Origin of the sequence: Roseicyclus sp., from assembly GCF_052168335.1 — a bacterium.
In the GTDB taxonomy this organism is placed as follows: domain Bacteria; phylum Pseudomonadota; class Alphaproteobacteria; order Rhodobacterales; family Rhodobacteraceae; genus Roseibacterium.
The window spans coordinates 1-14,055 of the sequence record NZ_JBQLZP010000310.1; the positions used below are offsets into that span (position 1 = coordinate 1).

Here is a 14,055-nt window from a genome sequence, read left to right on the forward strand (position 1 = left end):
CGACGCGGTCATCACGCCACCGTCGAGCCGGCGCGCCGCCATCAGCTCGCCCATCACCGCGGGCACGCCGCCGGCGCGGAAGAAGCTCTCGCCGAGGTACTCGCCCGCGGGCTGCATGTTGACGAGGAGCGGCAGGTCGTGGCCGTGCTCCTGCCAGTCGGTGACGTGCAGCTCCACGCCCGCGTGCCGTGCGATGGCCTGCAGGTGCGGCGGCGCGTTGGTCGAGCCGCCGATCGCCGTGTTCACCCGGATCGCGTTGAGGAAGGCGGCGCGGGTCAGGATGTCGGAGGGCTTCAGGTCCTCCTCCACCATGCCGACGATGCGCCGCCCGGTCAGGTAGGCCATCTCCATCCGCTCGCGGAAGGGCGCGGGGATCGCCGCCGCACCGGGCAGCGTCATGCCCAGCGCCTCGGCCATCGCGTTCATGGTCGAGGCCGTGCCCATCGTGTTGCAATGCCCGAGCGAGGGCGCCGACGAGCAGGCCCGCGCCATGAACTCGGCATAGTCGATCTCGCCCGCGGCCAGCAGCCTGCGGCTCTCCCACAGGATCGTGCCGCTCCCTGCGCGCTTGCCCTTCCACCAGCCGTCCGTCATCGGCCCGCCGTTGAGCGCGATGGCGGGGATGTCCACCGTCGCGGCCCCCATCAGCATCGCGGGCGTGGTCTTGTCGCAGCCCGTGGTCAGCACGACGCCGTCGATCGGGTAGCCGTGCAGCACCTCGACGAGGCTGAGATACTGGAGATTGCGGTCGAGCGCGGCGGTGGGCCGCTTGCCGGTCTCCTGGATCGGGTGGACGGGAAACTCCATCGGGATGCCGCCCGCGTCGCGGATGCCGGCCTTGATCCGGTCCATGAGGAAGACGTGGATCTTGTTGCAGGGAACGAGGTCGCTGCCCGTCTGCGCGATGCCGATGATCGGGCGCTCGGACTGCAGTTCGTCCTTGGTGAAGGCCTGGTTCTGGTATCGCTCGAGATAGAGCGCGGTCATGCCCGGGTTGTTGGGATTGTCGAACCATTCCTGGCTGCGGTAGCGGCGGTTGGCGCGGGTCTTCGACATGGCTCGGTTCCACATGCTGAAACTTGGGGCCGAATATTGAGACGGCTGGCGCCAGTCTTACGCAGCGCCGCGCCACCGGACAAGGGGCGGCGGGGTTGCGATCCGGCGGCGCCGGGTCCAGCCTGTTGAGGCAGATCAAGTCCCGACCGATCCGAATGTGCCAGACGGGGCGCACGGAGGTAAACCGGATGGTTCAGTTCGTCTTCCGCACCGAGGCGCTGCGCAAGACCTACGCCACGGGCGGCGCCGAGGTCCACGCGCTCGCGGGCGTCGACCTCGAGCTCTACGGGGGCGAGCTCGCCGTCCTGCTGGGCGCCTCGGGCTCGGGCAAGTCGACGCTTCTCAACATCCTCGGCGGGCTCGACCACGCGACCTCGGGGCGGGTCTGGTTCCGCGACCTCGAGCTGACAGATCTCGGCGACCGGGCGCTGACGCGCTACCGGCGGGATCACGTGGGCTTCGTCTTCCAGTTCTACAACCTCGTCCCCTCGCTCAGCGCGTGTGAGAACGTCCAGCTCGTCACCGACGTGGCGCCCAGGCCCATGGACCCCGCCGAGGCGTTGGAGATGGTGGGCCTCAAGCACCGGCTCGACCATTTCCCGGCCGAGCTCTCGGGGGGCGAGCAGCAGCGCGTCGCCATCGCGCGCGCCATCGCCAAGCGGCCCGAGGTCCTGCTCTGCGACGAGCCGACGGGCGCGCTCGACTCGAAGACCGGGGTGCAGGTGCTCGAGGTCCTGAAGGAGATCAACGACAGCCTCGGCACCTCCACCATCGTCATCACGCACAACGCCGGCATCCGCGAGATGGCGCACCGGGTCATCCTCTTCGCGGACGGCAGGATCGCGGGCGTCGAGGTGAACGACCGCCGCGTCGCCCCCCACGAGATCACGTGGTGAGGGCCGGGGATGCAGGCGATCGACAAGAAGCTCCTGCGCGACTTCGGGCGGCTCTGGCTCCAGGGGCTCGCCATCGCGGTGGTGCTGGCCTGCGGCGTCGCGATCCTGCTCACCGCCTTCGGGATGAACACCGCGCTCACCGACACGCGCGACGCCTATTACGAGCGCAACCGCTTCGCCGACATCTTCGCCGAGACGCGCCGCGCGCCGCTGACGCTCCTGCCCGAGATCGCCGAGATCCCCGGCGTCTCCTCCGCCGGGGCGCAGGTGCGGGGCATGGCGATCCTCGACCTTCCGGGGCGGGAGGAGGTGGCGATGGGGCAGATCCTGTCCTGGCCCGCCGACGACGCGCCGCTCCTGAACGTGCCCGTGCTCAGGACGGGCACCTACCCCGCCGCGCCCGACGAGGTCATGGTCACGACCGCCTTCGCCGAGGCCAACGGCTTCGCCATCGGCGACGTCTTCCACGCCAACATCAACGGCCAGCGGCGCGCGTTGACGATCACGGGCACGGCGCTGAGCCCCGAGTTCATCTACACGATCGGGCCCGGCGCGCTGATGCCCGACAACGAGGGTTTCGGCATCCTCTGGATGAGCGAGGCCGCCGTCGCCGCCGCCTACGACATGGCGGGCGCCTTCAACCACGTGGCGCTCCGCATCGACGCCGAGGCGCAGGCCCGCGACGTGATGGACAGGCTCGACACGCTGCTCGACCCCTATGGCGGGCTCGGCGCCTACGACCGCTCCTCGCAGGTCAGCGACAGCTTCGTCTCCGCCGAGATCGACCAGCTTCGCGGGATGGCGACGGTGGTTCCGCCGATCTTCTTCGCCATCTCGGCCTTCCTCGTCGGCATGGTCATCAGCCGGATCGTCGCGCTCGACCGGGCGGAGATCGGGCTTCTGAAGGCGCTCGGCTATTCGGACGTGGAGGTGTGCCTGCACTACCTGCTGCTCGCCGCCATGATCGCGGTGATCGGGGTCGGCATCGGCTGGGGCCTCGGCACGATCCTCGCGCGGCTGATGGCGAACCAGTACGCGACCTTCTTCGACTTCCCCTACCTCATCTTCCGCGTGCCGCTCTGGGTCTACGCGATGTCGGGGCTCGCGGCGCTGCTCACCACGATGCTCGGCGCGGCGCGGGCGGCGCTGATGGCCGCGCGCCTCGCCCCCGCCGTCGCCATGCAGCCCCCGGCCCCGCCGATGTTCCGACGCAGCCTCCTCGACCGGCTGATGGCGCACGCGCGCCTCCGGCAGACGACGATCATGGTGCTCCGCAGCGTCGTGCGCTGGCCGGTGCGGAGCTTCCTGACGGCGACGGGCCTCGGGGCGGCGACCGCGGCCGTCATCTCCTCGGGCTTCATGTTCGGCGCGCTCAACCACATCATCGACCTCGCCTTCAACCAGGCGTTCCGGCAGGACGCCATGATCCTCTTCACCTCCGACGTGCCGGAGACGGCGTTGCCCGATGTCGCCCGCCTGCCCGGCGTGATGCAGGTGGAGCCGCAGCAGTTCCATTCCGCGACGCTCAGGAACGGCCCGCGCGAGAAGCGCGTGGCCCTCGAGGCGCGGCCCGGGGACGCCACGCTCAGCCGGGTGATCGGCGCGGACGGCAGGCCGATCACGCCGCCGCCCGGTGGCCTCCTCCTCTCCACCCGGCTGGCGGAGCAGCTGGAGCTCGCGGTCGGCGACAGCGTGGAGGTGGAGTTCATGACCGGCCGCCGCGAGACGCACGAGATGGTTGTGACCGGCCTCGTCGAGCAGTTCCTCGGCCTCGGCGCCTATGCCGACATCGAATTCCTCGACGCGCAGTTCCGCCGCAGCCCGCGCATGTCGGTCGCGAACGTCCTGGTGGACGAGACGGCGCTCCCCGCGCTTCACGCCGCGTTGCAGGAGACGCCCGCGCTCTCGGGCCTCATCCTGATGAACGAGAACCGCCGCTCCTTCGAGGAGACGATCAGCCAGAACGTCGTCGTGGTGAACATGATCTACGCGGGCATCGCCATCCTCATCACCGTGGGCGTCGCCTATAACGGCGCGCGCATCCAGCTGAGCGAGCGCGCGCGGGAGCTGGCGAGCCTGCGCATCCTCGGCTTCAGCCGGGCGGAGGTGTCGTCGGTGCTGGTCGGCGAGACGATGCTGCTGGCCGTCCTGGCGCAACCGCTCGGCTGGCTCATGGGGGCCTGGATCGCGACCGCGCTGTCGAACAGCTTCTCCTCCGACCTCTACGCCATCCCGCTGGTGCTGGAGCCCGCCATCTTCGCCCGCGCGAGCCTGATCGTGCTCGCCGCGAGCTTCGTTTCCGTCATGCTCGTGCGGCGCCGCATCGACCGGATGGACCTCGTCGCCGTCATGAAGACAAGGGAGTGATCCGACATGCTGAAGACGCGAACCCTCGGCCTCGGCCTCGCAGGCGCCGTCCTCATCGGCGGGCTGGCCTGGGTCGCCTTCCGCGAGGACCCGGTGCCCGTGGACCTCGTGGAAGTGACCGCGCGGCCCATGCAGGTGACGATCGACGCCGATGGACGCACGCGCATCGTCGACCTCTACGAGGTGGCGAGCCCCATCGCCGGCACCGCACGCCGCGCGCCCGTCGCGGTGGGCGATCCGGTCACGGCGGGCGAGACGGTCGTGGCGCGGGTCGAGCCCGGCAGCCCCTCGCTCCTCGACGCGCGGAGCCGTGCGCAGGCGGAGGCGAGCGTGGCCGAGGCCGAGGCCGCGCTCGACGTCGCGCGCTCCGAACTGCGCCGGATGGAGGAGGAGGAGGAGTTCGCCCGCCTCCAGTACGACCGCACCCGCACGCTGGTGGAGCGCGGCGTCGCCACGGTCACGCAGATGGAGACGGTGGCCCAGCAACTCGCCGTGGCCGAGGCCGCCGTCGCCGCCGCGCGGTCCCGTCTCGCCATGTCCGAGGGCGCGCTCGGCCGGGCGGAGGCGGCGCTGGTCGGCCCCGGCGTGGACGACGTGGCCGAGGAGGAGTGCTGCGTCGTCCTGCGCGCGCCCGCCGACGGCGTCGTCCTCTCCATCGCGCAGATCAGCGAGCATCCGGTGCAGGCGGGTGCGCCGCTGGTCACGGTGGGCGACCCGCAGGACCTCGAGATCGTCGCCGATCTCCTCTCGTCGGACGCGGTGCGCATCGGCCCCGGCACGCGCGCCATCGTCGAGCGCTGGGGCGGCCCCGACCCGCTCGAGGCGGTGCTCCGCCGGATCGAGCCCGCCGCCGAGACGCGCGTTTCCTCCCTCGGCATCGAGGAGCAGCGCGTGGACGCGATCTTCTCCATCGAGACGCCGGCCGGGGCGCGCCCCGGCCTCGGTCACGGCTTCTCCGTCTTCCTCCGGATCGTCGAGTGGGAGGGGCCCGAGGTCGTGCAGGTTCCGCTCGGCGCGCTCTTCCGCCGGGGCGGGGACTGGGCCGTCTTCGTGGTGGAGGACGGCATCGCGCGCGAGCGGCTGGTGGAGGTCGGCCGCCGCGGCCAGCGGACGGCTCAGATCACGGGCGGCCTCGCGCCCGGCGACGTGATCGTGACCCACCCGAGCGACGCGGTTCAGGACGGCGTCGCCATCGTGGACCGGGCGACGCTCTGATCAGACGGTCTCGCCCAGCATCCGGACGGCGAGGCGCGCGGTGACGCTCAGACCCTGGGCCTGCCCTGCGTCGATCGCACGCTGGATCTCGGCCCGCATCGCGGGGTCCCAGAAGTCGCGCAGGTGCTGCGCCGTCCGCTCCGCCGCCTGGTGGCCCGGCTGGCTGTCGAAGAACATGGCGATCTGGTTTGCCATGCGCACGAGCTTGTCAGGCGACATCGCTTCTCCTCTCGATGATGCGGGCGGGGTGGGAAAAGACCTCGACGGTCTCGCCGCGCGCGAAGGCGGCGAGCGTCAGGCCCGCCTCCTCGGCGAGGCGCAGCGCATGGGCCGTCGGCGCCGAGACCGAGACGACGAGGCCCGCCCCCGCCATCGCGGCCTTCTGCACCATGTCGACGGACACGCGGCTGGTCAGGACGAAGGCGCCGCGTGCGGGCGGCACCCCGTCCCGCGCCAGCGCGCCGATCAGCTTGTCGAGCGCGTTGTGCCGGCCCACGTCCTCGCGGGCATGGGTGATCCCCCGCCCCGGCTGGAGGAACCCCGCGCCATGCACCGCCCGCGTCAGGTCGTGCAGCGGCTGGTGCGCGCGCAGGTCCTCGGCGGCGGCCACGATCTCGGCGATGGTGAAGGCCGCCTCAGCCCTCACCCGCGGCAGGGGGCGCACCGCCTCCTCGAGGCTGTCGATCCCGCAGAGGCCGCAGCCCACGGGGCCCAGCATCGCGCGCCGCCGCGCACCCAGCGCCTCGGCCCGCCCCTCGTCGATCCAGAGCCGCGCCTCGATGCCGCGCGCGAGGTCCAGCGCCTCGACGCTGCCGATCTCGGCCGCCTCCGCCACGATCCCCTCGCTCAGCGCGAAGCCGAGCGCGAAGTCCTCGATATCGGCGGGCGTCGCCATCATGACCGCCTGTGTCGTGCCGTTGACGGTGATCGCGACCGGCACCTCTTCGGGCAGCGCGCGCGTCACGGCACGCCGCTCGCCCCCCGAGAGGACGAGGCCCGGCGCGCCCGTGGAGGGCCGGATGCGGGAGGCGTCTCTCACTCCGCCGCCGGAAGGACGCGCCGCGCCCGCTCCGCCTGCGCCTCGTAGCTGCGCTGCCACTCCGTCGGCCCGTTCGAGAGCGACACCTGCACCGCCGTCACCTTGTATTCGGGGCAGTTCGTGGCCCAGTCGGAATAGTCCGTGGTGATGACGTTGGCCTGCGTGCCCGGATGGTGGAAGGTCGTGTAGACGACGCCCGGGCTGACCCGGTCGGTCAGGACGGCGCGCAGCGACGTCTCCCCCGAGCGCGAGGCGAGGCGCACCCAGTCGCCCTCCTTCACGCCCCGCACCTCGGCGTCGTGGGGATGGATCTCGAGCACGTCCTCCTTGTGCCAGACGGTGTTCTCCGTCCGCCGCGTCTGCGCACCGACGTTGTACTGGCTGAGGATGCGCCCGGTCGTGAGCAGCAGCGGGAAGCGCGGCCCCGTCCGCTCGTCCGTCGCGACGTATTCCGTCACGATGAACCGTCCCTTGCCGCGCACGAAGCCATCCACGTGCATGATCGGCGAGCCATCCGGTTTCGCCTCGTTGCAGGGCCACTGGACCGAACCGCGCGTCTCCAGCAGCTCGTAGGTCACGCCCGCGAAGGAGGGGGTCGTGGCCGCGATCTCCTCCATGATCTGCGAAGGGTGCGTGTAATGCCACCCGGCCCCCATCGCATTGGCGAGAAGCTGCGTGATCTCCCAGTCGGCATAGCCGTTGCGGGGCGCCATCACGCGGCGCACGCGGTTGATCCGCCGCTCGGCATTGGTGAACGTCCCGTCCTTCTCGAGGAATGTCGAGCCCGGCAGGAAGACGTGCGCGTAGTTCGCGGTCTCGTTGAGGAAGAGGTCGTGGACGATCACGCAGTCCATCGCCGCGAGGCCCGCCGCCACGTGCTTGGTGTCGGGGTCCGATTGCAGGATGTCCTCGCCCTGGCAGTAGAGGCCCCTGAAGGTGCCGCTCACCGCCGCGTCGAGCATGTTGGGAATGCGCAGGCCCGGCTCGGGGTCGATCTCCACGCCCCAGGCCGCCTCGAAGATCGCCCGCACGTCGGCGTTCTTGACGTGGCGGTAGCCCGGCAGCTCGTGCGGGAAGCTCCCCATGTCGCAGGAGCCCTGCACGTTGTTCTGGCCGCGGAGCGGGTTCACCCCCACACCCTCGCGCCCGATGTTGCCGGTCAGCATGGCGAGGTTGGCGATCCCCATCACCGTGGTGGAGCCCTGCGAATGCTCCGTCACGCCGAGCCCGTAGTAGATCGCGCCGTTGCCCCCCTTGGCATAGAGGCGCGCGGCGGCCCTCAGCTCCTCCGCCGGAACGCCGGTCAGCATCTCCGTCATCTCGGGCGCATGGCGCAGGTCCGAGACGAACTCGGCATATTCGAGGAACTCGTCCCAGTCGCAGCGCTCGCGGATGAAGGCCTCGTCCATCAGGCCCTCGGTGACGATCACGTGCGCCATCGCGGTGACGACGGCGACGTTCGTGCCGGGGCGGAGCGCCAGGTGATGCGCCGCCGCGACATGCGGCGACTTCACGAGGTCGATCCGCCGCGGGTCGATCACGATCAGCTTCGCACCTTCGCGAAGCCGCTTCTTCAGCCGCGAGGCGAAGACCGGGTGCCCGTCCGTCGGGTTCGCCCCGATCACCACAACGACATCGGCCTGCATGACGCTGTCGAAATCCTGCGTGCCGGCCGAGGTCCCGAAGGTCTGGCCCAGCCCGTAACCCGTGGGCGAATGGCAGACCCGCGCGCAGGTGTCGGTGTTGTTGTTGCCGAAGACCGCGCGGGTCAGCTTCTGGACGAGGTAGGTCTCCTCGTTGGTGCAGCGCGACGAGGTGATGACGCCCACCGACTTGCGCCCGTGCCGCTCCTGGATGGCGCGCAGGCGCCCCGCCGCGAAGGCGATCGCCTCCTCCCAACTCACCTCGCGCCAGGGGTCCTCGATCCGCTCGCGGATCATCGGGTTCAGGATGCGGTCGGCATGGGTCGCGTAGCCCCAGGCGAAGCGCCCCTTCACGCAGGAATGTCCCCGGTTCGCGCCGCCATGCTTCCACGGCACCATCCGCACCAGCTCGTCCCCGTTCAGCTCCGCCCTGAACGAGCAGCCGACCCCGCAATAGGCGCAGGTGGTGATGACCGAGCGCGTCGGCGTGCCGAGCGCGATCACCGACTTCTCCTGCAGCGTCGCCGTCGGGCAGGCCTGCACGCAGGCGCCGCAGCTCACGCAGTCCGAGGAGAGGAAGTCGTCCCCCGCGCCCCCCGCGCTGACGCGGCTCTCGAAACCCCTGCCCTCGATCGTCAGCGCGAAGGTGCCCTGCACCTCCTCGCAGGCCCGGACGCAGCGGTTGCAGACGATGCACTTGGCGGGATCGTAGGTGAAGTAGGGGTTCGAATCGTCCTTCGCGATCCACTCCGGGTTGGCCTCGCCCGAGGTGTTCCGCGCCGCGAAATGGTTGGCGAGGCTGCCGCCCTCGGGCGCCGCGTAGCGCACGTCGCGCAGCCCCACCGCCCCCGCCATGTCCTGCAGCTCGCAATCCCCGTTGGCGGCACAGGTCAGGCAGTCGAGCGGATGGTCCGAGATGTAGAGTTCCATCACGCCGCGGCGGATCTTCTTCACCTTCGGCGACTGCGTGCGCACCACCATCCCCGGCGCCACCGGCGTCGTGCAGGAGGCGGGCGTGCCCCGCCGCCCCTCGATCTCGACGACGCACAGGCGGCAGGACCCGAAGGCCTCGAGACTGTCCGTCGCACAGAGCTTCGGCACCGCGATCCCGGCCTCCACCGCGGCCCGCATGACCGAAGTGCCCTCGGGCACCGTCACCTCGAACCCGTCGATGCTGAGCGTCACCGGCGCGCCCGCCTTCGCGGGCGTCCCCATGTCGCGCGCGTCGTCCCGCGCGTCGCCGGGCGGATAGGCGGGAATGACGAAATCCTTCATGCGATCAACCCCTTGCCATCATCTTTCTGCAAATACGCGGGGGAGCGCGAGGGGGTGAAACCCCCTCGCCCCGGTCGCTGCCAAAGGCAGCGAAACTCGATTGCCAGTCGCTGCCGCAGGCAGCGAAAACGATCGGCCGGTCGCTGCCAAAGGCGGCGAAAACGATCACGCGGTCGCTGCCGCAGGCAGCGAAAACCCTGCCGCGCGCTCATTCCGCCGCCTCCCGCACGCCTGCGAACTCCTCCGGGAACTGTTCGAGCGCGCTCATCACCGGGTAGGGCGTGAAGCCGCCCAGCGCGCAGAGCGAGCCGTCCTTCATCGTCTCGCAGAGATCGACCAGCAGCGGCACCGCCGAGGCGTCGCCCGCCGCGATCCGGTCGATCGTCTCGACGCCCCGGACCGCCCCGATCCGGCAGGGCGTGCATTTCCCGCAGCTCTCGACCGCGCAGAACTCCATGGCGAAGCGCGCCATGGCGCGCATGTCGGCGGTGTCGTCCACGACGACGATCCCGGCATGCCCGATCAGCCCGCCCGCGCCGTCGAACTCCTCGTAGCCGAAGGGCGTGTCGAACCTCGCGGGCGCGAACCAGGCGCCGAGGGGGCCGCCCACCTGCACCGCCTTCACCGGGCGGCCGCTGGCCGTGCCGCCCGCGATCTCCTCGACCAGCCGGCCGAGCGGCATCCCGAAGGCCGTCTCGAAGAGCCCGCCGAAGCGCACGTTGCCCGCGATCTGGATCGGCATCGTCCCCTTCGACCGCCCGAGGCCGAAGCCCGCGTAATGCGCCGCGCCCTTTTCCAGGATCACCGGCACGGTGGCGAGCGAGATCACGTTGTTCACGACCGTGGGCCGCCCCAGGAAGCCTTCCAGCGCCGGCAGCGGCGGCTTGGCGCGCACCACGCCGCGCTTGCCCTCGAGCGAGTTGAGGAGCGATGTCTCCTCGCCGCAGACATAGGCGCCCGCGCCCACGCGCACCTCGATGTCGAAGTCGTGCGATGAATGAAGAACGCGCCCAAGGATATTGTTTTCCCTTGCGATCCGCACGGCCGCCTCCATCGTCTCGATGGCGTCGGGATATTCCGAGCGGATGTAGACGAAGCCCTTCTCGGCACCCACGGCGAGGCCCGCGATGACCATGCCCTCGATCAGGCAGAACGGGTCGCCCTCCATCAGCATCCGGTCGGCGAAGGTGCCGCTGTCGCCCTCGTCGGCGTTGCAGACGATGTACTTGCGGGGGCCGGGCGCGCGGCGCACCGTCTCCCACTTGATGCCGGTCGGAAAGCCCGCGCCGCCGCGTCCGCGAAGCCCGCTGTCGGTCACCTCGGCGACGATCCCGGCACCGTCCATGCCGAGCGCGCGGCGGAGCCCCGCGAGCCCGCCCTCCGCCTCGTACTGGCCGAGGTCGAGCGGGTCGATCCGCCCCACCCGCGCGAAGGTCAGCCGGTCCTGCCGCGCGAGGAAGGGGATCTCCTCCACCGGCCCCAGCCCCTGAAGCCTCCCGTCGAGGAGCGCCGGCACATCCGCCGCCGTCACCGGGCCGAAACCCATCCGCGCGCCGCCCTCCTCGATCTCCACCAGCGGTTCGAGCCAGAGCATCCCGCGCGAGCCGTTGCGGCGGATCTCCACTTCGAGGCCCCGCGCGTCCGCCTCGGCCCGGATCGCGGCGACCACGGCCTCGGCGCCCAGCGCCTTCGCGGCGGCGTCGCGGGGAACCCAGATCCTCATCGCGCGACCTCCGCCACCAGCGCCTCGGCCCGGACGCGGCCGCGCACCGCGCCGTCGATCATCGCGGCCGGTCCGATGGCGCAGAGACCGAGGCAGTAGACCGGCTCCACCGTGACGCGGCCGTCGGGCGTCGTGCCGCCCCAGGACAGCCCGAGAAGGTCCAGCACCCGCGCGGCCAGCACCGCGCCGCCCACGGCCTGGCAGGCCTCGGAGCGGCAGATCTTCACGACGTGCCGCCCGGCGGGCCGCTCGCGGAAGTCGTGGTAGAAGGAGATCACGCCATGAAGCTCGGCACGCGAGATGTTCAGCGCGTCGCAGATCGGCCCGTGTGCCTCGCCGGGGACGTGGCCGTACTCCGCCTGGAGCGCGTGGAGGATCGGCAGGAGCGGCCCCTCGAGCCCCTCGTGGCGCGCGATCAGGGCGCGGATCTCTCCGGCATCGGGGGCGGCGCGGGTCTGGCTGGCGGGCATGGGCGGGCTCCGGGCGTCGTTCGCGCGCAACCCTGAGGAAAGTTCAATGCGGTTTCAATATCGCAGTTCCGTCAATCGATAGATATTCCGAATGAAACACGCGCGACCTTTCACGCCGTGGATGCGACGGAATCCAGCCCGGATCCGAGCCTTTCGGCCTCGGCCAGCAGCGCGGCGAGGACCGGCGTGTGCGGCTCGCGGTAGGGCGCGACGAGGCCCACGGTGTGAGTCGCGGTCTGCCCCTCCATCGGTCGGGTGCAGAGATCGCCGCCCGCCGTCAGCACCTCGGCCATCTCGGAGGGCAGGATCGTCAGCCAGTCGCCCTGCCGGACATGGGCGGCGAGAACGAGGGTGGAGTTGCTCTCCACCTGCGCGTCGGGCGTGAGCCCCGCATCCATGAAGTTCTGGTTGATGATCCGCCGGTTCTGCATGTCCGGCGTCAGCAGGCACAGCCGCCGCCCCGCGAGGTCCACCCACCCGACCCGGTCGCGCGCGGCCAGGTCGCTGTCCGCCCGGCACACCAGCACATAGCGCTCGCGGTAGATCGGCACGGTGACGACGCGGCCCAGGGGCTCGTTGTCGAGGTAGGACAGGCCCGCATCCACGTCGAGGTTCTCGAGCATGCCCAGGATCTCGGCCGAGGTGCGCGACAGGATGGTGAAGCGGACGTTCGGATGCGCCTCGGCGAAGCGCGCGGACAGCGCCGCGGCCCAGGTCAGCGCGGTCGGGATCACGGCGAGGCGCACATGGCCCGAAAGCCCGTGGTGGGCGGCGCGCATCTCCTCCCGGAAGGTGCGGGCGTCGGAGACGAGCTGCCGCGCCCAGACGAGCGCCCTCTGCCCCTCCGGCGTCAGCCCGCCGTAGCGGTGCCCGCGGAAGATGAGCTGCACGCCCAGCATCTCCTCGAGCTGGCGGATGCCGGTCGAGAGCGTCGGCTGCGTGATGCCGAGGGTCTCGGCGGCGCGGCCGAAATGCTCTTCCTTCGCGACGGCGAGGAACATCTCGAGCTTGTGGATCATGGGGGCAATCTCGCGATGATCTTGCGCGATTTCAATAGAACTTGCCAATCAACCTGCCGTTTGACACGGGTCAAGGCGCCCCCGTCCCCGCCCCGGCACCCTGTCGCCACGGCGGGCGTCCTTGCGTCCGGGAGGAGTTCACATGACCAAGCATGGAAGCATTCGCATGACCGAGACCCTGATCTGGCTGCAGGACCTGCGGCGCGAGGACGTGCCGCGCGTGGGCGGCAAGAACGCATCGCTGGGCGAGATGATCGCGGCCCTCGGGGGCGAGGGCATCCAGGTGCCCGGCGGCTTCGCCACGACGGCCGACGCCTACCGCAGCTTCGTCGCCGCGAACGGGCTCGGCGCGGTCATCACCGAGCGGATGGCCGCCTTCGACGAGGGACGCGCGACCCTGCAGGAGGCGGGCGCCGCGATCCGCAAGGCCTTCGAGGCGGGGCATTGGCCCGAGGACCTCGCCGCCGACATCCGCGACGCCTATGCGCGGATGAGCCGCGAGGCGGGCGTCGCGGACATCTCCGTCGCCGTCCGCTCCTCGGCCACGGCGGAGGACCTGCCGGACGCGAGCTTCGCGGGCCAGCAGGAGACCTTCCTCAACGTGCAGGGCGCGAAGGAGCTGCTGTCGGCCTGCCGCCGCTGCTATGCCTCGCTCTTCACCGACCGGGCGATCACCTACCGCAACCTCAACGGCTTCGACCACACGGAGGTGGCGCTGTCGATCGGGGTGCAGCGGATGGTGCGCTCGGACAAGGCGTCCTCGGGCGTCATGTTCTCGATCGACACCGAGACGGGCTGCGACCGATTCGTGCTGATCACCGGGGCCTGGGGCCTCGGCGAGAACGTGGTGCAGGGCGCGGTCGATCCCGACGAGTGGCAGGTCTTCAAACCCTTCCTCGACCGGCCGGAGCTTTCGCCCATCGTCGCCAAGGACCTCGGCGCCAAGGAGATCAAGATGATCTACGGCGAGAAGCACGAGGGGCGGACGCAGTCGATGACGCGCAACGTGCCGACCTCGAAGGCCGAGCGCGGGCGCTTCACGCTGTCGGACGCCGAGGTGCTGTCGCTGGCCCGCATGGCGGCGACCATCGAGGCGCATTACGGGCTGCCGATGGATATGGAGTGGGCCAAGGACGGGCTGACGGGCGAGCTCTTCATCGTGCAGGCCCGGCCCGAGACGGTGCAGTCCCGCCGCGACACCCATGTCCTCCAATCCTACGGCGTGAAGCCCGCGGGCCCCGCGCTGCTCGACGGGCTGGCCGTGGGCTCGGCGGCGGCGGCCCGGCGGGCCTGCCTGTTCCAGACGGCGGCCGACATCGACAAGTTCGTGCCGGGCTCCGTCCTCGTGACCT

The 14,055-nt window shown here is 70.9% G+C and carries 11 protein-coding genes; 4 read left to right on the forward strand and 7 right to left on the reverse strand.

Annotated features, from left to right (window positions below; genetic code table 11):
- On the reverse strand, window positions 1-1,056 hold a 1,056-nt coding region (locus tag ACTS11_RS09645), incomplete at its 3' end, for a dihydroxy-acid dehydratase domain-containing protein (protein WP_442640106.1).
- A gap of 188 nt (window positions 1,057-1,244) precedes the next feature.
- Here ACTS11_RS09645 and ACTS11_RS09650 point away from each other — a divergent pair.
- Genes ACTS11_RS09650 through ACTS11_RS09660 form a run of 3 tightly spaced genes read left to right on the forward strand, consistent with a single transcriptional unit; the run spans window position 1,245 to window position 5,534 of the window.
- Window positions 1,245-1,952 (forward strand): ABC transporter ATP-binding protein, encoded by a 708-nt coding sequence (locus tag ACTS11_RS09650; protein ID WP_442640107.1) that lies wholly within the window; start codon window positions 1,245-1,247, stop codon window positions 1,950-1,952.
- Between the two features lie 9 nt (window positions 1,953-1,961).
- Window positions 1,962-4,319 (forward strand): ABC transporter permease, encoded by a 2,358-nt coding sequence (locus ACTS11_RS09655; protein WP_442640108.1) that lies wholly within the window; start codon window positions 1,962-1,964, stop codon window positions 4,317-4,319.
- A 6-nt stretch (window positions 4,320-4,325) separates the two neighbouring features.
- Complete coding sequence (locus ACTS11_RS09660; RefSeq protein ID WP_442640109.1) at window positions 4,326-5,534, forward strand: efflux RND transporter periplasmic adaptor subunit; 1,209 nt, start codon at window positions 4,326-4,328, stop codon at window positions 5,532-5,534.
- On the opposite strand, the gene ACTS11_RS09665 is transcribed toward ACTS11_RS09660, so the two are convergent.
- The 6 genes from ACTS11_RS09665 to ACTS11_RS09690 all read right to left on the reverse strand — a co-directional run bounded on the left by ACTS11_RS09665 (window position 5,535) and on the right by ACTS11_RS09690 (window position 12,703).
- Complete coding sequence (locus tag ACTS11_RS09665) at window positions 5,535-5,753, reverse strand: formate dehydrogenase subunit delta (protein WP_442640110.1); 219 nt, start codon at window positions 5,751-5,753, stop codon at window positions 5,535-5,537.
- Window positions 5,743-6,573: a formate dehydrogenase accessory sulfurtransferase FdhD gene (gene fdhD / locus ACTS11_RS09670; RefSeq protein ID WP_442640111.1), complete on the reverse strand. Its 831-nt coding sequence runs from the start codon at window positions 6,571-6,573 to the stop codon at window positions 5,743-5,745. Before fdhD ends, ACTS11_RS09665 begins: the two co-directional genes overlap by 11 nt.
- Window positions 6,570-9,491, reverse strand: a complete 2,922-nt coding sequence (fdhF, locus tag ACTS11_RS09675) for a formate dehydrogenase subunit alpha (protein ID WP_442640112.1) — start codon at window positions 9,489-9,491, stop codon at window positions 6,570-6,572. The genes fdhD and fdhF overlap by 4 nt, the downstream gene beginning before the upstream one ends.
- 208 nt (window positions 9,492-9,699) lie before the next feature.
- A complete protein-coding gene (locus ACTS11_RS09680; protein ID WP_442640113.1) occupies window positions 9,700-11,214 on the reverse strand; it encodes a formate dehydrogenase beta subunit in 1,515 nt (504 codons plus the stop codon).
- On the reverse strand, window positions 11,211-11,684 hold the full coding sequence (locus ACTS11_RS09685; protein WP_442640114.1) for a formate dehydrogenase subunit gamma: 474 nt from the start codon (window positions 11,682-11,684) through the stop codon (window positions 11,211-11,213). Before ACTS11_RS09685 ends, ACTS11_RS09680 begins: the two co-directional genes overlap by 4 nt.
- 110 nt (window positions 11,685-11,794) lie before the next feature.
- Window positions 11,795-12,703, reverse strand: a complete 909-nt coding sequence (locus tag ACTS11_RS09690) for a LysR family transcriptional regulator (RefSeq protein WP_442640115.1) — start codon at window positions 12,701-12,703, stop codon at window positions 11,795-11,797.
- 166 nt (window positions 12,704-12,869) lie between these two features.
- On the opposite strand from ACTS11_RS09690, the gene ACTS11_RS09695 reads away from it, so the two are divergent.
- A partial coding sequence (locus tag ACTS11_RS09695) for a PEP/pyruvate-binding domain-containing protein (RefSeq protein ID WP_442640116.1) occupies window positions 12,870-14,055 on the forward strand: 1,186 nt, incomplete at its 3' end.